The organism is Brachybacterium vulturis (assembly GCF_043641765.1).
Lineage (GTDB): Bacteria > Actinomycetota > Actinomycetes > Actinomycetales > Dermabacteraceae > Brachybacterium > Brachybacterium vulturis_A.
The window spans coordinates 112,801-132,556 of the sequence record NZ_JBHZRO010000008.1 but is presented as its reverse complement, the minus strand read 5'-3'; the positions used below and the strand labels follow the sequence as shown (position 1 = coordinate 132,556).

The following is a 19,756-nucleotide window of genomic DNA, read 5'->3' as shown; positions in this document are numbered from 1 at the left end:
GTCAGCGGGGAGCGGCGACCTCCTGATGAGCATCCGGACATGCGACGGCGACGGGGGCGCCCTCGTCGAGCGTCTTGCCCAGGATCCGACCCAGCTCGAGCAGGTCCTCGTGCCCGATGACGTCCACCAGCAGCGCCCGCACGGAGCGCACGTGGGTGGGAGCGGCGCGCCTCAGCATCGCCTCCCCGGCCTCGGTGAGCTGCGCCTGACGGCCACGCCCGTCGTCCGTGCACCGCACCCGCTCCACCAGGCCGCGCTTCTCCATGCGGCTGACCGTGTGGGTGAGCCGGGAGCGGGAGTGGACAACCTTGTCGGCGAGCTCCGACATGCGCAGGAACATGTTCTCCGCCTCGGACAGGCGCACCAGGATCTCGTACTCGCCGAGGGTCAGGTCGACCTCCGGATCGGCCTGCAGCGCCTCGCCGAAACGATCGGTGAGCAGGGTGGTGGCGTACAGGAACGTGCGCCATGCCGCCTGCTCCCTGCTCGTCAGCCAGAGGTCCTCGGGGGTCGAGGCCCCGTCCTCGGTCGTCGGCACCCTGCCGTCAGCGCTTGCTACTGTGCCATTCATCACGCACTCCTCTTTCCCGGGGCTCAATGCTTGCCATCATCCCCCAGTCTAGTTTAGATTTCAATCATGAGTTGGTGCTCGCCACCGCTCACCACCCCGTCCCGATCATCTCAAGGAGATCCCCGATGAACGACCTCACCCCCGGCACCTGGACCCTCGATCCCGCCCACACCTCCGCCGCCTTCACCGTGCGTCACGCCGGCATCTCCAAGGCCCGCGGCCAGTTCCACGACGTCGAGGGCGTCCTCGAGGTCGGCGAGGGCGGCCAGGAGCTGTCCTTCCGCACCACCCTGAGGACCGAGTCGATCAACACCGCGCAGGCCGACCGCGACAACCACCTGCGCAGCGGCGACTTCTTCGACGCGGAGAAGTTCCCCGAGATCACCTTCACCTCCACCAAGGTCGACGGCGACAAGCTCACCGGTGACCTCACCATCCGCGACATCACCAAGCCGGTCGTGCTGGACTTCACCTACGAGGGCGCGGCCACCGATCCCTTCGGCATCTACCGCGCGGGCTTCACCGGCGAGACCACGATCTCCCGCAAGGAGTTCGGTCTCACCTGGAACGCGGCTCTCGAGGCCGGCGGCGTGATGGTCGGCGACAACGTCAAGATCATCATCGAGGCCGAGTTCACCGCTCCCGCCTCCGCCTGATCCCCGGGCTCCGGCGGCCAGCGCCGGAGGCACCGGCGCCGAGAGCATCCGACGGGCCGTCCGCATCGAGCGGGCGGCCCGTCGTCGGCTCTCCCGCCGCGGTGACGCCCTGGCACCCGTCCGGCCCGGCGATCCGCCGCGCCGCAGCTGCCCGAGCGCCGATAGGGTGCGCCCCATGACCGCACCGCGCCTCCCCTCCCCCCGCGACCCGGACGCTCGCGTCCTCTACCTCACGCGCGAGGGCTGCCATCTGTGCGAGGAGGCCCTGCCGGTGGTGCGGGCCGAGGCCGACCGCGTCGGCTCCACCGTGGAGGTGCGGGACATCGACCAGGACGAGCGGCTGCGCGCCGACTGGGACTACGACGTGCCGGTGATCATCGTGGACGGCGCGGTCCATGCGAAGTACCGCGTCGATGCCCAGCAGCTGCGGACGGCGCTCGCACGTCGACCCTGGTGGCGCCGCCTGTCCGGCCGCGCCTGAACCGCAGGACGGCTCTCGAGAGGCCCCCGGGCGGCTCGCCGCCCGGGAGCGTCAGCTTCCGTACCGGACAGGCGTCGAGAACGGTTCGGAACCTGACGATCCCGGGCATGGCGGCACCCCTTCCGCCGGGGGACAGCCCCGTGACATGCATCGGCCCCCGCCGGACGGCGGGGGCCGAGGTGCCTCACACAGCGATCACTTCTTGTTGCGACGCTGGTGGCGGGTCTTGCGAAGCAGCTTGCGGTGCTTCTTCTTGGACATGCGCTTGCGTCGCTTCTTGACGACAGAACCCATAGGTTGCCTCTGTTCTGCAGGCTCAGGCCTGCGGGATGGTGCAGCGGATCAGGTATGCGCGGCCCGCGGAGACTGCACGGAACTCGTGCGGGCCCGACGCCACGGTCGACCAGCCATTCTACACTGCCATGCCGAACGCTCAGCCGTGCGCGAGTGCGAGATCTCTCGCAGCGGCCCGGGCGCGGGCGAGCTCCTCGGACACTGCGGAGACCACGTGGTCCTCGGCCACCGCACGCACCCTGGCGGTCAGCAGCCGGCGGGCCCGGGAGCGGTGCCAGGCCCCGATCAGTGCCGCGATCACCCCACCGGCCAGGCCGATCAGCAGCCCGGCGGCGATCCCCAGCACGACCAGCACCGTGGGCAGCGGGATCGGGACCCACAGCTGCTCGACCATCGGCATCGGCGGCGGCGGCACCCCGAGGAAGGCCAGCAGGGCGTTCAGCGCCAGCCATCCCAGCCCCACCACCCAGGTGAGCAGCGCCAGCCACTGCAGCACATCCAGCACCGGCCACCACCAGGAGGTGGCCCGCGCGCGCAGATCGGCGCCGGCGACCGCCTGGTCGAGCGCATCCGGCAGCTGGTCCTGCCCGGACCGGGCGGCGGTGCGCACGGCGGCCCGCCAGGGATCGCTGCCGCCCTCGGAGGCGGCGTCGGCGAAGCGGCGCACCCCGCCCGAGGCACGGGCGCGGGCGGCGGTATCCGGCTCCGGCAGCGAGGTGCGCTCGAGCCCCTCCCCGTCACGGCCCCGGCCGATGCCGAGGCGGCCCAACGGGTCCGGCCGGACGCGGCGGGCCCAGCGCAGCGGCGGCCAGCCCACCTTCCCGGCGGCGCGGAAGCGGTAGGAGGCGCCGACGGCGCGGGCCACCGGCTCGACCCGGGCGGCGCTCGCGAGGTCCTCGACCAGGGTGTCGATGTCGGCGGGCGCAGGCTGCTCGGCCATGCCCGTCGGGTCCGCCACCTGCTGCAGGGACTCGGCGGCCCCACGCACGTCAGCACGGTGCCGGGAGGCGATCGCCTCCCGACTGCGGGCGATCCGGACCAGGTGCTCGCGCAGCTCCACGACCCCCTCGCCGGTGCTCGCGGAGGTGGCGAGCACGGGCGCCTGGTCGAGGCCGTCGCCGCGGGCGAGGGCGGCGAGGGAGGCGAGCACCGGCTCCCGCTCGTCCTCGCGGATCCGGTCGATCTGGTGGAGCACCAGCACGGTGACCGCGTCGTGTCCGGCGAAGGGGCGCACGAACTCCTGATGGATCACGGCATCGGCGTACTTCTGCGGATCGGTGACCCACACGATCACGTCGACCAGTCCGGTCATCCGTTCGGCGACGGTGCGATTGGCGCTCTCGACCGAGTCGAGGTCCGGCAGGTCCAGCAGCACGATGCCCGGGGTGCCTGTGCCGGGACCGGCCTGGGCCGCCTCCCGGCGGGCGCGCCGGCCGGTCGGCGGCCGACGGGCGGCCTCGAGCAGCGCGGTATCAGTGCCGTCGAGGTGGTGGCGCTCCTCGACCTCGAGCCAGTCCAGCAGGGCGTCGCTGCCCCGCTCCCCGACCACGGCGGCGATGGGCGCGGAGGTCGTGGGGCGGCGCACCGCAGCCCGGGTGATCTCGATCCCGACCAGGGCATTGACCAGCGAGGACTTGCCGGAGCCGGTGGCGCCGAACAGGCCGATGACGGTGTGCTCGGCCGAGAGCGCGCGACGGCCGCCGATGCGGTCCAGCACCTCCCGCGAGGCGTCGACGGCGCCGCCGGGGGCGACACCCTCGAGCAGGCCGGTGGCGCGGGTGAGCGCCTCGATCCGTTCGGCCAGCGGGGCCGGCCCCGTCGCAGCACGGCTCAGCAGCTCTCTCATGCGTCCTCCCGGATGTCGCGGGCGAGCTGGGCGAGGGCCTCGGCGTCGGCGTGCAGCGGCGCCGCGGAGCCCTCCGCGCCGAGGCCGTCCAGCCGGTGAAGGAAGAGCTCGGACCGCCCTGCGACCAGCGCATCGAGCCGGTCGGTGAGCCGCTGGCGGGCGAGGGCCGCCATGCGCCGCACCGCCTCGTCGCCGAAGATCGTCTCCAGCAGCTTCTGACCGACCACGGCGGTCGCGGCCCCGGCGCCGACCTCGAGACCGGTGGGCACGAAGGCGGTGGAGGCGAACACCACCACCATCAGGGCCACGCCCACCGCGTTGACGCCCAGCGAGAGCAGGCGGGCCCTCGAACGTCGATCGGCGCCCTCGGCGCGGACCAGCTCCAGCACGTCCCCCTGCCAGGCCCGGATCTCGGCGTTGACCTCCTCGCCGTAGCCGTCGGGGAGACGGGAGAGGTCCTGCCCCTCGGCGAGCTGCCGGCCGGCGGGGGTGGCCTGCCAGGCGGCGTCGGCCCGCTCTGCACCGCGGGCCGTCTCGTCGATGACCACGTGCACCAGGCCGGTGCCCAGCGCCTGCTCGGCGGCGATCGCCGGGGCGGGCTTCCCGCTGACCAGTTGGCCGAGGCGGTCACGGGCACGGGTCACCAGGGACTCGACCCCGCGGAAGAACTCCCCGGTGCCCACCACGTCCTGCCAGCGGGCCAGCACCTCACCGCGCAGCAGCGAACCGTCCCCGAGGGCCTCATCGATACGCTCCCGCGCCCCGGAGAAGGCGGCGACCGCCTGCTCGCGAAGGCGCTGTCGCTCGGCGTCCTGCAGGGCGGCGTGCTCGGCGATCCGGGTCGCGGAGCCGGCCAGGCCGTCGATCGCTCCGGCCAGGGTGCGTCGCGCGATCCGGCCGCGCCCCTCGCCGTCGGCGGCGAGACGGGCGAAGTGCTGCTGCAGCTCGGTGGCCACCGCGGGCGGCAGCATCCCCGCGGCGTCGATCTCCGTCTCGGGGACCAGGAACAGCCGCTCCACCTCCACCCCCTGTCGCTCGAGCATGCCGCGCAGATCCTCGGCGAGCTCCTCGGCGACCCCCTCGCGGCCGGGGATGCGGTTCATCACCACGTCCACGGTCACGTCGCGCTCGGCGGCGGTGCGCAGCACCTCCCAGGGCACGGCGTCCGCGTAGCGGTTGGCGGTGGTGACGAACAGCCACAGGTCCGCCGCCCGCAGCAGCTGCCGGGCCAGCTCCCGGTTGCCCACCGCGACGGAGTCGATGTCCGGGGCGTCCAGCAGCGCGAGTCCCGGTGGGATCCGCTCCTCGCCGTGCAGCTCGAGGGAGGTCGCCGGGTCGAGGTCGCCGGTGGTGTCCCCGCCGTGGGGTGCCTCGGGATCCCGCCGCTGGCCCGCATGGACGCGGGCGAGGCCGGGCAGGATCCGGGCACCGGTGAACCAGGCCTCGTCGAGGGGATGGTGCAGCAGCACCGGGCGCCGCGTGGTGGGGCGGATCGCGCCGGAACGGCTCACGGGATGGCCGACCAGCGCGTTGACCAGAGTGGACTTGCCGGCGCCGGTGGAGCCGCCGATCACCACCAGCAGCGGGGCGTCCAGCGAGTCCAGGCGCGGGACCACGTGGTCGCCGAGCTGTGAGAGCGCCGCGCCGGTCTCCTCACGGGCCTGTGCGGCGCCCGCGACGGGCAGCGGCAGCTCGAGGGCGCGCAGATGCTCGGCGAACGTCTCGAGGACGGCGGTGGTCCGGTTCGTCATGGCAGCTCCCGGGGGATCAGGCGGTCGGCCCCGGTCGACGGGGCATCGACGTCATTGTGGCAGGAGGAGGAGCAGGGCCCGGCGGGCACGGCCGCCGGGACAGGTCAGTCCAGGTAGGGATCCAGACCCCAGTCGGGGAAGACGGCCCGGCGCACCGCCTGGACCGCACGATCCAGAGGGTCCCCCGGATCGAAGCCCCGCGACCAGTCCCCCGCCGCCACGGGACGCCCGTCCCCGAAGCTGAGGATCCCCGGCTCCGGGGAGAGACCGTGCTCCGCGCGGGCGGCCGCGGCCGCCGCGAGGAAGGCTTCCGGCAGCGGCGCCGCGGCCTCGATCGGTGCGCCGGTGACGATCGCGACCAGATGCGCCCAGGAGCGCGGCACCACGTCGATCACTGCGTACCCGCCGCCGCCGAGAGCGAGCCAGCGGCCCCCGCAGACCTCCTCGGCCAGCTCTCGCATCAGCAGCATCACCTCGCGCTGCGCCTCGAGCGAGACCGAGAGGTCCGCCAGCGGGTCCAGCCGGTGGCTGTCCGCGCCGTGCTGGGTGACCAGCAGCGTGGGCCGCACCGCTCGCACCAGCGGGGGGACGGTGGCGCGGATCGCCCGCACCCACCCGTCGGCCGTGGTGCGCGAGGGCAGCGGCACATTGATCGCGGTGCCCGGGGCGCCGGACCCCCCGGAGTCCTGGACGAAGCCGGTGCCGGGGAACAGCCGCTCGCCGGTCTCGTGGACGGACAGGGTGATCGCGCGCGGCTCGTCCCACAGCAGCCGCTCCACGCCGTCGCCGTGGTGCACATCGACGTCGACGTACATCACCCGCTCCTCCCCCGCGTCCAGGGCGTGGCGGATCGCGACGGCCGCATCGTTGTAGACGCAGAAGCCGGAGGCCGAGGAGGACTTCGCATGGTGCAGCCCGCCCGCGAAGTTCACCGCCCGCCGCACCCGGCCGGAGCGGATCGCCTCGAGCGCGGTCAACGAGCCGCCGACGATCCGGGCCGAGGCGGTGTGCATCCCGGGGAACGCCGGGACGTCATCGCCGCCCAGACCGAAGCGGACCAGCTCGTCGAGCTCCTCCGCGCTGATCTCCGCGAGCGGCCGCGAGGCCCGGCGGACGGCATCGATGTACGCGGGGTCGTGCACCTGGGCGAGCTGCGCGTCGCTCGCGACGGGCGCCGACAGGGTCTCCACGCCCGGCCGCTCCCACAGGCCGGCGCTGCGGGCGAGCTCCCGGGTGAGGGCCAGGCGGATCGGGGCCATCGGATGGTAGGGCCCGAAGTCGTACTCGCACAGCGCGTCGTCCCACACGATCCCGGTGGGCACCGTCGGGGCGACCCCGTCGACCGGACCGTGGGGGGCCGGACCGGCGGGGGGCGAGGGCTGCGCAGCAACGGGCATGGACCGAAGCGTACCCAGGCTTCCCGCTCCCCGCCCTCCGCGATCTCGGACGTGTCCGTGTGCCGCACGGCACGGCCGACGAACCGTCGTAGACTGCCGCGCACCACGACCGCCGGTCACGGTCCACCGCACGAGGAGCAGCATGAGCACACCCGGCAGACGCGCCGCCCGGCAGCGCACCCGGCCGCTCGGTGCCCGGAAGCACCTGCCCGCGTGGCGCCACATGCTGCATGCGCTCACCCGCGCCACCCCGGCGCGGATCGCGCTGGGCGTGTTCACGGCGATGATCGGGGCGTTCACCGCTCTGCTGTCACTGCCCGCCGCGACCACCGAAGGGGTGAGCACGGACCTCACCGACGCCCTGTTCACCGCCGTCTCCGCGATCTGCGTGACCGGTCTGGTGACGGTCGAGACCGGTACCCACTGGTCCACGTTCGGCCTCACCGTGATCATGATCGCGATCAAGCTCGGCGGGCTCGGCCTGATGACCGTCGCCTCGCTGCTGAGCCTGTCGGTGATGCACCGCCTGGGGCTCGCCCAGCGCGTGATCACCGCCCAGGAGACCCGGGCCGAGCGGCTCGCCGAGGTCGGCGGGGTGCTGAGGATCATCCTCATCACCTCGACCGTCTTCGAGCTCGCGACCTTCGTGGCGCTGACCCCCTACATGGTCATCACCGAGCACGGGATCGGGGAGTCGCTGTTCCTGGGCCTGTTCTACGCGATCAGTGCCTTCAACAACGCCGGCTTCGTGCCGGAGGCGGCGGGGACCGCGCAGTACGTCGGCGACCCCTTCTTCACCATCCCGATCGCGCTGGCCGTGTTCGTGGGGTCGCTGGGGTTCCCGGTGATCCTGGTGGTGGTGCGCAAGCTGCGCACGCCCCGGAAGTGGAGCGTGCACGCGAAGCTCACGCTGACCACCACCGTGCTGCTCTTCCTCCTCGCCTTCTTCGGCTTCCTGGGCCTGGAGTGGGCGAACCCTGCGACCCTCGGCGACCGCTCGCTGGGCACGAAGCTGATCGGCGCCGGGTTCGCGGCGGTGATGCCCCGCTCGGGCGGCTTCTCCACGATCGACGTGGGGCAGATGACCGCCGAGTCCCGGGTGCTCACCGATCTGCTGATGTTCATCGGCGGCGGCTCCGGCTCCACCGCAGGGGGCATCCGGGTGACCACCTTCGCCCTGCTGATGCTCGCGATCTGGGCGGAGATCCGCGGCAATCCGGATGTGGAGGTCTTCCACCGACGCATCCCGCACGAGACGATCCGCCAGGCCATCGGTGTGCTGGTCATGAGTGCCTCCGTGGTGTTCCTGGCGACCTTCCTGCTGCTGCGGACGACCCCGTACACGCTGGACCAGACCCTGTTCGAGACGCTGTCCGCCTTCGGCACCGTGGGGCTGTCCACCGGGATCACCACCTCTCTGCCGGACGAGGCGAAATGGGTGCTGATCGTCTGCATGTACGTGGGGCGCCTGGGACCGATGACCCTGGGCGCCGCGCTCGCCGTCCGCACCCGGCTGCGGATGATCCAGCTCCCGTACGAGCGCCCGATCGTCGGCTGAGGCCCCCGCCGCCCCGGGCCCGGCGAGCGAGGCTCTAGACTGTGCCCGCCCGGCTCGCGGAGCCCCGCGAGCCCGTTGATGAGGAGCAGACATGCCACGCAGCGCGCGCGATGAGGGGGTGCTGGTGATCGGCCTGGGCCGCTTCGGCGCCTCGATCGCCCTCACGCTCGAGAAGCTGGGCACCCAGGTGCTCGCGATCGACCCCGATGAGGAGCTGGTCCAGAAGTACTCCGGCCAGCTCACGCATGTGGTGCGGGCCGACGCCTCCCAGCCCGAGGTGCTGGATCAGGTGGGCGCCGCCAACTTCTCGATCGCCGTGGTCGGGGTGGGCACCACCATCGAGGCGAGCGTGCTGATCGCGGCGAACCTCGTGGACCTGGGCAAGCCGGTGATCTGGGCGAAGGCGATCTCCGCCGCGCACGGCAGGATCCTGCAGCGGATCGGCTGCCACCACGTGGTCTACCCCGAGGCCGATGCCGGCAAGCGGGTCGCGCACCTGGTCAACGGGCGCCTGATGGACTTCATCGAGTTCGACGACGACTTCGCGATCGTGAAGATGCGCCCGCCGCACGAGGTGCACGGCAAGACGCTCGCGGAGTCGGACATCCGCCAGCAGTTCGGCGTGACCGTGGTGGGCGTGAAGTCACCGGGCAAGGATTTCACCTATGCGGTGCCCGAGACGATGGTGGCCGCGCATGACCTGCTGATCGTCTCCGGCCGCACCGAGCTGATCGAGAAGTTCTCGCAGCGGAACTGAGCTCGGCCCGGCCGGGGCCCCGACCCGGGGCGGGGTCAGTCCGCCGTCAGCTCGCGGGACCTGCGGGCGGCGGCGGCCATCGCCGCGGCCAGTCCGGCACGGACGCCTTCGCGCTCGAGCGCGGCGTAGCCCTCCGCGGTGGTGCCGCCGGGGCTGCACACCCCGGCCTTCGCCACCGCAGGATGCACCCCGGATTCCCGCAGCATGGTGGCCGCTCCGCGCATCGTCTGCTGCACGAGCGCGTCGGCGAGGTCTCGCGTCAGGCCCTGTCGGACCGCTTCCTCGGTCATCGCTTCGATGATCGCGAAGCCGAATCCGGCCAGCGATCCGGCGGCGCCGATGAAGGCGTGGACCTGGTCCTCGGTGATGTCGACCGCGACCCCGGCGCGGGAGAACAGCGCATGGACCTGCTGGTGCTGCGCATCGGTCACGGCGCTGCCGCGCATCAGGCCGACGGCGCCCTCGCCGACCGAGATCGGGGTGTTCGGCATCGCCCGCACCACGGCCGCCCCCTCCGGGAGCGCCTGCTCGAGCTGGGCGAGAGTGATCCCGGCGGCCAGGGAGATCACCACGGCACCGGCGGGGATCTGCTCCCGCACTGCGGCGGCCAGGTCGAGGATCTGGTACGGCTTCACGCCGAGCACCACCACATCGGCCTGCGCGAGCGCCTGCTCGCGGGAGTCGGCGGCGGTGGCACCGAGCTCCTCGGCGGCCCGGCGGCTGCTGTCGGGGCTGGTGTTGGCGATCCGCAGATGAGCGGGGCGCACCCCGGCCTCGAGCATGGTGGCCGCGACCGGCCCGCCCATGTTGCCGGCGCCGATCACGGCGACCTGGAGGGCGGAGAGGTCCGGGTCGGCGGCGCGTCCACTGGTGGGGTCCTGGGTCTGAGCGGTGTTCTCGTCCATGCGTCCCAGGGTACGGGCGGTGGGATCAGGTGTCGGCGGCGGGGCCGGGTCGTGTCTGCTCGGGGGCGCCGGTCGGCCGCGCGGCGGTGGTCCTGCGCCGTTCGAGCAGCACCAGCAGCTGCACGGCGAGCGCCCCGGCCAGGGCGATCCCCAGCAGGGCGACCCGGTCGGCCCCCGGCGGCAGCAAGGATCCGTCCGCCGACTGCCAGGGCCACAGGCTGCGCAGCGCACCGATCATCACACCGGCCAGCACCACCATGGTGCCGCGATGATGGCGGACCAGCAGGTGCCGCATCAGGCGCACGATCACGACCAGGCCCACGCAGGCCCAGAGGCCGAACCAGGCGAGGTATCCCAGGTCCCGCTCGTCCACCGCCTGCAGGGTGGGCTGGTAGAGGCCGAAGCTCAGCAGCAGGAACGATCCCGAGACGCCCGGCAGCACGAGGGCGCAGACCGCGATCGCGGCCGCGGGGGCGACGATCCACGGGCTCGGGACGAGCGCTGTCGTCGGCAGCGAGGTGAGCCCCAGCCCTCCGAGCACACCGGCTGCGAAGAGCAGCAGCTCGGGCCGTCGCCACGCCCCGCCGGACAGCCTCACCGGCACCAGCACGGAACCTGCCACGAGTCCGAGGAACAGGGCGCGCATGGCCTGCGGGTGGGTCTCGACCAGACGGCCGATCGGACCGGCGATGGTGAGCACCGCGGCCGCCATCCCGATCAGCAGCGGGATCACGAGCCGCCAGGAGACGGCCCGCAGCTCCTCCCGGGCGGAGCAGACCCGGCGCGGGCCGGTGACCAGGACCCGCGCGGCCGCGGTGATCTGGTGGCCCGAGTCGATCAGCTCGTCATAGATCCCGGTGACCAGCGCGACCGTGCCGCCGCTGACCCCGGGCACGGTCTCCACGACCCCGATCAGCGCACCGCGGAGCAGGTTCCCGATCACCGGCCACCGCCCCAGTGCGGTGGCACGTCTCCCGCGAGGCGGGTGTCGTTGGATTCGTCGGTCCCCGGCTCCGGGGCGTCCTCGTCGACGCGATCGGGGAGGATCGGCCGACGATCCTGCGCGGCCGGTCCCTCCGATGGCGCGGGCGGTGACTCGTCCCACGGGATGGGCTTGCCGGTCACCGAGGAGATGACGACTCGGCGGCCCGGCGTGACCGTTCCAGGTGCTCCCCGATCGTCCCTGTGAGCAGTCACTGTCGCTCCTGGTAGCGGCGGATGGCGCTGGAGACGGAGACGTCCAGCAGCACCGAGCGCTGCTCGAAGCCGAGGAAGCTGCGCACCTCGGTGGCCAGGTGCTCCTCGAGGCGGGCCCGGCCGTCGGAGCAGATGTACTCCACCACCGCGTCGAAGTCGTCGCTGGAGTAGAAGGACAGCGGGTGGCCGGCCGGGATCTGCGGTCTCGGCAGGCGGTGGCGGATGGTGCCCACGCCGGTCGGGGAGTCCGAGCTCTCCTCGGCCTGGACCAGGCGCAGCGCCCGGTCCACGGCGCGACGGATCCGCTCGGCCTCGCCATCGGGATCGATGAACAGCGCCCAGGACCACACCCGCTCGGTGGCCCAGCCCGCGGCCTCCAGGCGCTCGGCGCGCAGCCGGTCGCGCTCGCGCTGGCTGGGGGTGTCGACGTAGTGCGACCCGTCGGTGTCCACGGCCAGCAGCAGGCGGCCGGGCATGTCCGGGTGGCCGAGCGCCAGCTCGATGCGGTCGCCGGACAGCCCGAAGTCGCGCTCGACCAGCAGCCCGAGACGGAACAGACGGTCGGCGAGGTCCTGCACCAGGGCGTCGGTCTCGAGGACGCGCGGCTCCCTGGGCTCCGGGGCGGCGTCGGCATCGGTGTCAGCGGCATGGGTGTCAGCGGCATCGGTGTCGTCGGCCGGGGGGTCAGCGACCGCGGCCTGCTCGTCGGCATCCGGCACCTCGCCGTCCGGCACCTCGCCGTCCGGCGCCTCGTCGGCCGGTGCCTCCGCACCGGCCGGGTCGGCGCTCTCCGGGGAACCGCCGGACCGGCGGGCCATGGCGGCCTCGATCGCGGCGTCCAGGTCCTCGTCGGACATCTCCGGATCGTCCCCGGTCTGCGGCCCCGTCTCGGTGGGCGCGGCCGGCTCCGGCGGGATCGCGGCCGCGGGCGAGAGGCGCGCATCCCGGGGCTCGGGCGGGGCGATCTCGTCCTCGCTGCCCGTCAGCGCGGCGACGTGCGGCACCACCGGGACATCGGGACCTCCCTGGAGCACCCAGAGCATGGCGCGCAGGTCACGGGCGCCGTCGGAGCGCAGCCGGGCGTGGTCGAGGTCCTGCACCCCGATCGCGGAGACCACGGTGGTGCGGCCGCGGGCGCGGGTGATCACGGTGGCCAGCGCCTTGCGCCCGCCGGCCTCGGAGAGGGGGCCGAAGCGGTGCAGCAGCCGTCCGTGCGGGGTCTTGCCGAAGCCGATCGAGACGATGATGTCGTCCCGCGTGACGGCGGTGGCCTGGTCCGCCGGCAGGACGGTGAAGACCTCCTCCGCCCCGGGATCGAAGTACTCGCGCAGCGCCGGGATCACCGAGACGGTGTTCATGATCCGCTCCATCAGACGGCGCGCATGGTCCTCGGTGAAGGTCAGCACCGCCAAGGAGCGCTCCGGGCGGGTGCGGGCGTGCTCGATCACCAGATCGGTCACCCGGCGCAGCTCGGCCTCGGTGCTCTCGACGTACTCCATGCCCTCGGTGACCAGGCCCCGCCCGTCCTCGACCACGATCAGCCGGTCCTGCTCGGGGGCGACGGGGCTGGGAACGGCGATGACCTCTCCGGTGAGGGCGCGGCGCTGGGCGAACCCGCGCAGCCCTTCGGTGGCGGGGTGGGGATCCCGCAGGATCTCGGCGTGCGGAGCGATCCGCAGCATGTCGTCCAGCAGGCTCGGCGCGGAGTCCCCGCCGTACTCGAGCGGGTCACCGACCACGACCGTCTGCTCACCGCGGACGATCGAGGGCAGGGCGGCGGCGGTGGGCAGGCGCCCGCCGTCGGCGACGATCACCACGTCGAAGTGCCGGCCGCGCGGGATCACCTGCGGCACCAGGTAGGGGGAGGCGAGCCACGCCGGGCGGGCCGCGAACAGGATGTCCTCGTACTTCGCGGCGAGGTCCCGGATGGAGACCGTCGACGACCGGGCGAGCTCCGCGATCGCGGAACGGGAGGTGTCCGGGTAGGCCTTCATGGTCTGGACCCTGGTGTCATCGGCGGCCGCGTGCACCCGGGCGGAGGCGCGGGCGATGTGCTCCGCGTCCAGCCGCCGGAACCGCTCCGCGACCTGCGAGAGCGAGGTCCCGTCGTACTGCGAGATGGTCGGCTCCGCACCCGCGATAAGCTCCAGGACGCTGCCCCACCAGGCCAGCTCGAGCTCGGCGCCGACCAGCTCCCGGTCCACGCGACGGGCGCGGAGGTCCTCGACCAGCTCGCCGAGCCCGTCGAAGCTGAGCCGGCGCAGCAGCTCGGTGCGGCGCGGGAGGGTCTCGAGATCACCGCGATCGGTGTGCAGGGCCTCGATGCGGTGCTCGAGCTCGCTCAGCTCGGTGCGGGTGAGGTCCGCGCCCGACGTCGTGCCGTCCAGCAGCACGGCCAGCTCGTCGAGCACCTTCTCCGAGCGGGCCGCAGCACGATGGACGGCGTCGAGGTCGTCCGGCAGCGCGGGGCGCGACGGGGTCGGCGCCTCCTCGCGGGCACCCTGCTCCGGCTCCTCGCCGAGCGTCTCCCGCCGCCAGGCGTCGGTGACCCTCCGGGCCTCGTCGAGATCCCGGTGCAGGTCCGGGGAGAGCGCCGCCGGGCGCTGCAGGGCGGCGGCGTCCTTGCGCAGGCGTCGACGCATGCCGAAGCCCATGGCCACGCCGCGCTCCTCGCGCCAGCGCTTGTCCGCGGTGGCGGCGACGAGATCCGCCAGCGGGGCGGAGAACACCGCGGGCTGGAAGGTGGCCAGCAGGCTGCGCACCCGGTCGAGCAGGGAGAGGCGGTCCTGCAGCTGGTGCAGGCTGGTGGGCTCGGTGAGGCCCAGCGCCCCGCCGCTGCGGGCGCACGCCCGGTGCAGCTGCGGCAGCACCACCTCCCGCAGCTCGGCGACGAGCTCCTCGGCGCGGGCGGCCTGGGTGTCGCTGCTGATGGGTGCGCCGTACCAGGCCGTCTTCTCCGGCCCGCTGCTGAGCACCCCGACCTCGGCCGCCTCGCGCAGCGCCGCGGCGAAGCGGTCCCGGTCGGCGCCGATCATCTGCGCGGCGACGTCGGCCCGCAGGCGCACCCGGGTGCACGGCGCCGGGTTCAGGCGCGTCAGCGCCGCCAGGGCCGAGATCGCCTCATGCGCCGACGCGTCCCAGGGGTGCTGGAGGCGGTGCATCGCCTCGACGTGCCCCACCAGGATGTCGCGGCTCGCGCCGAGCTCCTCGGAGGCGGTGTCGTCGGGCCCCAGGCCGTGGGAGCCGGCGCGGCGCAGGCTGCGCAGCAGGGCGGCGGAGGCGTTGCGCTGCAGGGAAGGATCCGGTGAGAGGTCGAAGACGAGCTCGGCGAGGTCACGATGGTTCGCGATCTCGACCAGCTGGGCCAGATTGCGCCGACGCTGGGAGACGATCAGGACGGAGCGGCCGCGGGCGTTGAGCTCCTCGGCGAGGTCGATCACGAGATCGAGGCTGGTGGTGCCGGGCGGGGTGGCGACGGCGAGGTCCTGACCGGCGAGCACCCGGGCCAGCACGGCGCGGTGGCCGGGGTCCACGGCGGCGACCAGCTCCTGCTCGGGGACCTCGGGCACCTCCTGCTCGGAGCCCGGACCGCGGACCACGGTCCGGGCGGACTCGTCCCCGGCGAGCGCGGCCACCAGCGGAGAGGCCGACCAGTCGCCGCGATCGACCTCCAGGTCCTCGGCGACGGAGCCGGCGGCGTCCATCAGGTTCCCGACCACCAGGGCGTGGAGCACGCGGAAGCCGGGCAGGGGCTGGCCGAGGGAGCGGAAGGCATCGAGCACCGGGGTGGGGTCGAAACCGTGGGAGCCGTCGGTGGTGGCCAGCAGTGCACGGGCGTCGACCGCGACCCCGGCCTCCCGCAGGGCGCGCAGCAGCACCGGGTTGAGATCGGCGGTGGCGTCGACCTCGAGGTCGACGTCCTCGCGGGCGTTCCCGCGCAGCCGCAGGGTGATCGGCCGCACCAGGACGGGGGCGTGAACCGGTGCGGAGCCGTCCTCGGGGTACCAGACGGCCTCGCCGATGCCGAGATGGCAGGTGGTCAGGCCCACCTCCTCCGCATGACGCTCGGCGATCTCCCGGATCGAGCGGGCGTGGGCGCGGGCGTCGGCCAGTGCGCCGACCTCGCGCACCAGCGAGGAGAGACGGGTGGGGCCGCGGCCGGCGAGCAGCTGGGCCAGGCCCGAGGGATGGGAGTGGGTCAGGTCCAGCACCACTCCCCCGGCCCGGATCTGGGTGAGGAAGGAGGGGGCGTGGCCTCCGCCGGTGATCTGCTGGGACCAGCGGTCCAGCGCGTCGGCGACGCGGTCCTCCCGGCTCAGCGGGCGATGCTCGTGCGGCGTGACCGGCAGATCGTCCTCGTCCTGACCGGGGGCGATGCCGGCGCCGGTCTCCTCGGCGTGCGGATCCAGGACCACTTCGTAGCCGCCGGGCTCCCGTGCCGCGCCGGCGCGGGCGGCCCGGAGGGCGGCGCCGTCCTCGCGGCCCCCGGTGTCGTCGACGACGGTGCGCTGGTCCGCGGCCGCCCGCGCGGCCCCGGCCCGGTCCTCACGGCGCTCGCTCGCCAGGGTCGACAGGGCATCGTGACGAGGGGCCGCGTCCTCACCCGGACGCTCCGGCCGCTTCTTCCCACGCAGGAAACTCCACATGGGCACCCACGCTACCGGCGCGCGGGCCCCTGTCCGTGCAGGCGTGCCGTGCGTTCCCGGCCGGGCCTGCTCATATCGGCCGGGCCGGCGTCCGGCACGGGGGCTCAGACCTCGTGGAGCCTCACCGAGGTCTCCTCGAGATGTGCGCGCAGCGCGTCCGGGACCGGACCGGCGATCACCAGGTCGGTGAGCACCGAGACCGGGCAGATGCCGGCGAGCGCGCGGTGGCCGATCTTGTCGGCGGTGGCGAGCCCCACCACCCGGCGGGAGTGGCCGATCATGATTCTGGTGACTCCGGCCTCGGCATCCGAGTTGCAGGTGAGCCCCGCATGGAGATCAAGGCCCACGGTGCCCACGAACATGGTGTCCAGCCAGAGGTCGCGCATGGTGGCGATGGCGAGCGGTCCGGTCAGCTCGAAGGAGTACGGCTCGGCGACACCGCCGAGGACGACGGTGCGCACGGAGGGGCGCAGCACGGCCTCGGTGGCGATGTTCAGGGCCGCGCAGACGACGGTCAGCCCGGGAGTGCCGTCCCGGGCGTCGAGATCCGGGCGGGCGACCGTGCGGCGCGCGGTCGCGGTGGTGCTGCGGCCGCCGTTGAAGCCGATGATCTGCCCGGGCTCGACCATCGCGGCAGCCCGTTCGGCGACGCGCTCACGCTGCGCGGAGTCCTCGTCGGCACGGCGGGGAACGGTCGCCAGGGAGTAAGCGACGTCGACCGCGACGACCCCGCCGTGGGTGCGCCGCGCGAGCTGGGCGCGCTCCATCTCCATGAAGTCGCGCCGCACGGTGGACTCGCTGACCTCCAGCTCTCGTGCGACATCGGCGACGCTGAGGCGCTTGGTCGAGGCGAGCAGGGTGAGCACGTGATCCCACCGAGCACTGCGATCCTTGGGCGCGGTGCGGGCCCCGGGGGCCGCCGGCCCTTTGTCGTCAGTTCTCGGATTACGCAGATTCACGCAGCAAGTATTGCGCACTCTGTCGCGATTCGGGGCGATTCCGCGCAAGAACCGCCAGTATTCCGGTGGTACGGGGATCACATTTGAGACACGAGGCGGCCTCGTCATAGGTTGACCCCGTCGCTCCGGACACGGGGCGGTTCCGCGAACGAGAGGATATCCACCATGGGTTTCGATGATGCGCTGAACAAGGCCAAGGATCTCGCCTCCGAGAACCCCGAGCAGGCCGAGCAGATGCTCGACGCCGCCGGTGAGCAGATCAAGGAGCGCACCCCGGACAGTGTCGACGGCCAGGTCGACTCCGGCCTGGACGCCGCCCGCGACAAGATCGGGCTCGACGGCGGCGAGGGCGAGGAGAACCAGGGCAGCTGAGCCCCGGTCCTCGCGAGCGAGCGAGCGAGCAGAGAGGAGGCCCCCGACGTGATCGTCGGGGGCCTCCTCTCTGTCCCGGGCCCCGGGGCGGACCGGCCCCGGAGGGGTCAGTCGCGGCGGCGCATGATCACGGAGCCCGCGACCACGACGGCGAGGACGATCACCGCGAGGCCGCCGAGCAGCACCGGCATCGACAGGCCACCCTCCTGCGCGGACGACTCCGCCGCCTCCGCGGTGGTCTCCGCCCCGCCCTGCGCTTCCACCGGACCGGTGGCGGTGGGGAGCTCCTGCGGGGACTCCTCGGAGTCCTCCGCCGCCTCCGTGGCCGGGTCCTGCTCGACGGTGAGGGTCAGGGTGCCCTCGATGGGGTGGCCGTCGCCCGAGACGACCCGCCACTGGATGTCGTAGGTGCCGGCCGCCAGCGGCTCGGGCAGGGTCGCGGTGGCGGTGGGGCCCTCCACGGTCGGGGTGATCTCGGCGATCTGGTCCCCGGATCCGTCGGTGACCCGCACCAGCGGGCTGACCTCGAGGATGTCGGCGGAGAAGGTGAACGTGATCGCCTCGGGGGAGGTCTCCAGCGTGGAGCCGTCGGTCGGATCGGTGCTGAGCAGGGTGTCATGCGCCTGCGCGGGCGCCGGGAGCGCGAGCATCGCGGCGCACAGCAGGGCGACGCACACGGCGAGCGCGGAGGCGGAACGGGCTGCGGAACGACTGATCACTGAGGTCACCCCCGCAGGCTACGCCAGCTCCCTGGGCACGGATCCGTGCCTCCGCTCACCGCCGGGGCAGCTCCACATGGTGGCGCAGCACGGGCAGCGCGGCGCGCGCGGCCTCGACCTCCTCGAGGTCGAGGTCCACCAGCAGCAGCCCGGGCTCCCGGCCGAGCTCCTGGCGGATCCGGCCCAGCGGGCCGACGACAGCGCTGCGGCCGATCCCCCGGGCGGCTCCGCCGGAGTAGCCCGGGGGCGGCGACTGGTCCGCGGCGAGGACGACGGTGGTGGAGTCCAGGGCGCGGGCGCGCAGCAGCAGCTGGAGCTGTTCGCGCTTGCCCGGCCCGTCCTTCCAGGCCAGCGGGAGCAGGATCGCCTGGGCGCCGTGCTGGGCGAGCGCCGTGAACTGCTCCGGGAAGCGCACGTCGTAGCAGGTCGCCACCCCGAACCGGGTGCCGGCCAGATCGAAGGTGATCAGCTCATCGCCCGGCGCGACGGTGCGGGACTCCTCCGCACCGAAGGCGTCGAAGAGGTGGATCTTGCGGTAGTCGAGGTGGGGGTCCCAGTTCGGGCCGCGCACGATCACGGTGTTGTGGACCCGGCCGTCGTCGGCGGGGGTGAAGGAACCGGCGACCACCACCACCACGTGCTCCTCGGCGAGCTCCTGGACCAGCTGGGCGAAGTCCTCGTGGTGGGCGACGGCGGCCGCGCGCAGGTCCGTGCCGAAGGGGGCGAGGGTCGCCTCCGGCAGCAGCACCAGATGGGCCCCCTCCTCGGCCGCCTCGGCCACCGCCGTGCGCACCGTGTCGCAGGTGGCGCCCAGCTCCTCGGAGACCTCGATCTGGGCCAGCGCGATGCGCGGGCCGGCCACCCGCCGCACCTGAGCCAGGGCATCCGGGGTGTCGATGTCCGCGCCCTCCGCGCCGGTGGTCGGCAGCGTCACCAGCTCGTGATCGGCCAGCTGCGCGTACAGCCGGCGCAGACTGAGATCGGCCCAGCCGCCGTCCGGGTGCTCGACCGCGGCCAGTGCCGCGCGCAGCCGGCCCAGCGGCCAGGCGGCGCCGAGGAACTGGAGGCGGCCGTCCTCTGCCTCCAGGGCGGTGACGGACGAGCTCTCGGCGCTGGCGGCGGCGAGCGCTGCGAGGGTCTCGGGGCGCAGCATCGGCATGTCCCCGCCGAGCACCAGCACGGTCGCCTCGTCGGGGCCCTCGGAGAACTCGGCGACCCCCCGCTCGAGCGCGGCCAGCGGGCCCGAGCGGGGCGGGTCCTCGAGCACGAAGCGGGCGCCGTGGCGCTCGGCGAGCACGTCGCCGTCCTCCCCGCTGGGGCCCACCACGATGCGGCGGCCGACGGGGGCGGCGCGCAGCACCCTCTCCAGGGCGCTCGCGCCCGCGATCGGCAGGCGGGTCTTGTCGGTGCCGCCGAGGCGCGAGGAGGCGCCGCCGGCCAGGATGATCGCGGCGACGGTGGCGGAGGTCTCGTGCAGCTGGCTGGACATGCTCCGATCCTGCCACGGAGCGCTACCATGTTCGAGGCCCTTCGTCGCGGCAACGCGGGTCCGGGCCACATCGCCCCCGTAGCTCAGGGGATAGAGCACCGCTCTCCTAAAGCGGGTGTCGCGCGTTCGAATCGCGCCGGGGGCACAAGTGACGCAGC

General features: G+C 73.6%; 17 protein-coding genes and 1 tRNA gene. 6 read left to right on the top strand and 12 right to left on the bottom strand.

All coding sequences use genetic code 11. The features are described 5' to 3' along the window. Position 1 precedes the first annotated feature (1 nt). Complete coding sequence (locus ACHUEU_RS08405) at positions 2–571, bottom strand: MarR family winged helix-turn-helix transcriptional regulator (RefSeq protein WP_394215472.1); 570 nt, start codon at positions 569–571, stop codon at positions 2–4. Positions 572–696: 125 nt separating this feature from the next. On the opposite strand from ACHUEU_RS08405, the gene ACHUEU_RS08400 reads away from it, so the two are divergent. Continuing rightward, positions 697–1,227, top strand: a complete 531-nt coding sequence (locus ACHUEU_RS08400) for a YceI family protein (RefSeq protein WP_394215471.1) — start codon at positions 697–699, stop codon at positions 1,225–1,227. A gap of 175 nt (positions 1,228–1,402) precedes the next feature. Beyond that, positions 1,403–1,708: a glutaredoxin family protein gene (locus ACHUEU_RS08395; protein WP_394215470.1), complete on the top strand. Its 306-nt coding sequence runs from the start codon at positions 1,403–1,405 to the stop codon at positions 1,706–1,708. A 195-nt stretch (positions 1,709–1,903) separates the two neighbouring features. On the opposite strand, the gene ACHUEU_RS08390 is transcribed toward ACHUEU_RS08395, so the two are convergent. The 4 genes from ACHUEU_RS08390 to ACHUEU_RS08375 all read right to left on the bottom strand — a co-directional run bounded on the left by ACHUEU_RS08390 (position 1,904) and on the right by ACHUEU_RS08375 (position 6,996). Further along, positions 1,904–2,002 (bottom strand): 30S ribosomal protein bS22, encoded by a 99-nt coding sequence (locus tag ACHUEU_RS08390; protein WP_019174583.1) that lies wholly within the window; start codon positions 2,000–2,002, stop codon positions 1,904–1,906. A 139-nt stretch (positions 2,003–2,141) separates the two neighbouring features. Continuing rightward, a complete protein-coding gene (locus ACHUEU_RS08385) occupies positions 2,142–3,848 on the bottom strand; it encodes a dynamin family protein (protein WP_394215469.1) in 1,707 nt (568 codons plus the stop codon). Continuing rightward, complete coding sequence (locus tag ACHUEU_RS08380; protein WP_394215468.1) at positions 3,845–5,599, bottom strand: dynamin family protein; 1,755 nt, start codon at positions 5,597–5,599, stop codon at positions 3,845–3,847. The genes ACHUEU_RS08385 and ACHUEU_RS08380 overlap by 4 nt, the downstream gene beginning before the upstream one ends. Before the next feature lie 104 nt (positions 5,600–5,703). Beyond that, positions 5,704–6,996 (bottom strand): acetoin utilization protein AcuC, encoded by a 1,293-nt coding sequence (locus tag ACHUEU_RS08375; RefSeq protein ID WP_394215466.1) that lies wholly within the window; start codon positions 6,994–6,996, stop codon positions 5,704–5,706. A gap of 142 nt (positions 6,997–7,138) precedes the next feature. On the opposite strand from ACHUEU_RS08375, the gene ACHUEU_RS08370 reads away from it, so the two are divergent. Then, the gene (locus tag ACHUEU_RS08370; protein WP_394215465.1) at positions 7,139–8,554 is read left to right on the top strand and encodes a TrkH family potassium uptake protein; all 1,416 of its coding nucleotides are present in this window, start codon (positions 7,139–7,141) and stop codon (positions 8,552–8,554) included. 91 nt (positions 8,555–8,645) lie between these two features. Beyond that, positions 8,646–9,311: a potassium channel family protein gene (locus ACHUEU_RS08365; protein ID WP_394215464.1), complete on the top strand. Its 666-nt coding sequence runs from the start codon at positions 8,646–8,648 to the stop codon at positions 9,309–9,311. Between the two features lie 35 nt (positions 9,312–9,346). On the opposite strand, the gene proC is transcribed toward ACHUEU_RS08365, so the two are convergent. The 5 genes from proC to ACHUEU_RS08340 all read right to left on the bottom strand — a co-directional run bounded on the left by proC (position 9,347) and on the right by ACHUEU_RS08340 (position 17,018). After that, the gene (gene proC, locus ACHUEU_RS08360) at positions 9,347–10,216 is read right to left on the bottom strand and encodes a pyrroline-5-carboxylate reductase (protein WP_394215463.1); all 870 of its coding nucleotides are present in this window, start codon (positions 10,214–10,216) and stop codon (positions 9,347–9,349) included. A gap of 25 nt (positions 10,217–10,241) precedes the next feature. Further along, entirely contained in the window at positions 10,242–11,159 is a 918-nt protein-coding gene (locus ACHUEU_RS08355) for a DUF368 domain-containing protein (RefSeq protein ID WP_394215462.1), read from the bottom strand. Continuing rightward, a complete protein-coding gene (locus tag ACHUEU_RS08350) occupies positions 11,156–11,413 on the bottom strand; it encodes a hypothetical protein (RefSeq protein WP_394215460.1) in 258 nt (85 codons plus the stop codon). Before ACHUEU_RS08350 ends, ACHUEU_RS08355 begins: the two co-directional genes overlap by 4 nt. Continuing rightward, complete coding sequence (locus ACHUEU_RS08345) at positions 11,410–16,059, bottom strand: hypothetical protein (protein WP_394215459.1); 4,650 nt, start codon at positions 16,057–16,059, stop codon at positions 11,410–11,412. The genes ACHUEU_RS08350 and ACHUEU_RS08345 overlap by 4 nt, the downstream gene beginning before the upstream one ends. A gap of 104 nt (positions 16,060–16,163) precedes the next feature. Beyond that, complete coding sequence (locus ACHUEU_RS08340; protein WP_394215458.1) at positions 16,164–17,018, bottom strand: DeoR/GlpR family DNA-binding transcription regulator; 855 nt, start codon at positions 17,016–17,018, stop codon at positions 16,164–16,166. A gap of 165 nt (positions 17,019–17,183) precedes the next feature. Between ACHUEU_RS08340 and ACHUEU_RS08335 the strand changes: the two genes are divergently transcribed. Further along, the gene (locus ACHUEU_RS08335; protein ID WP_394215457.1) at positions 17,184–17,390 is read left to right on the top strand and encodes an antitoxin; all 207 of its coding nucleotides are present in this window, start codon (positions 17,184–17,186) and stop codon (positions 17,388–17,390) included. Between the two features lie 107 nt (positions 17,391–17,497). On the opposite strand, the gene ACHUEU_RS08330 is transcribed toward ACHUEU_RS08335, so the two are convergent. Continuing rightward, the gene (locus ACHUEU_RS08330) at positions 17,498–18,118 is read right to left on the bottom strand and encodes a copper resistance CopC family protein (protein WP_394215456.1); all 621 of its coding nucleotides are present in this window, start codon (positions 18,116–18,118) and stop codon (positions 17,498–17,500) included. A 46-nt stretch (positions 18,119–18,164) separates the two neighbouring features. Next, on the bottom strand, positions 18,165–19,598 hold the full coding sequence (locus tag ACHUEU_RS08325) for a nitrilase-related carbon-nitrogen hydrolase (RefSeq protein WP_394215455.1): 1,434 nt from the start codon (positions 19,596–19,598) through the stop codon (positions 18,165–18,167). 72 nt (positions 19,599–19,670) lie between these two features. On the opposite strand from ACHUEU_RS08325, the gene ACHUEU_RS08320 reads away from it, so the two are divergent. Next, positions 19,671–19,743 (top strand) — tRNA-Arg (locus ACHUEU_RS08320). Positions 19,744–19,756: the final 13 nt, after the last annotated feature.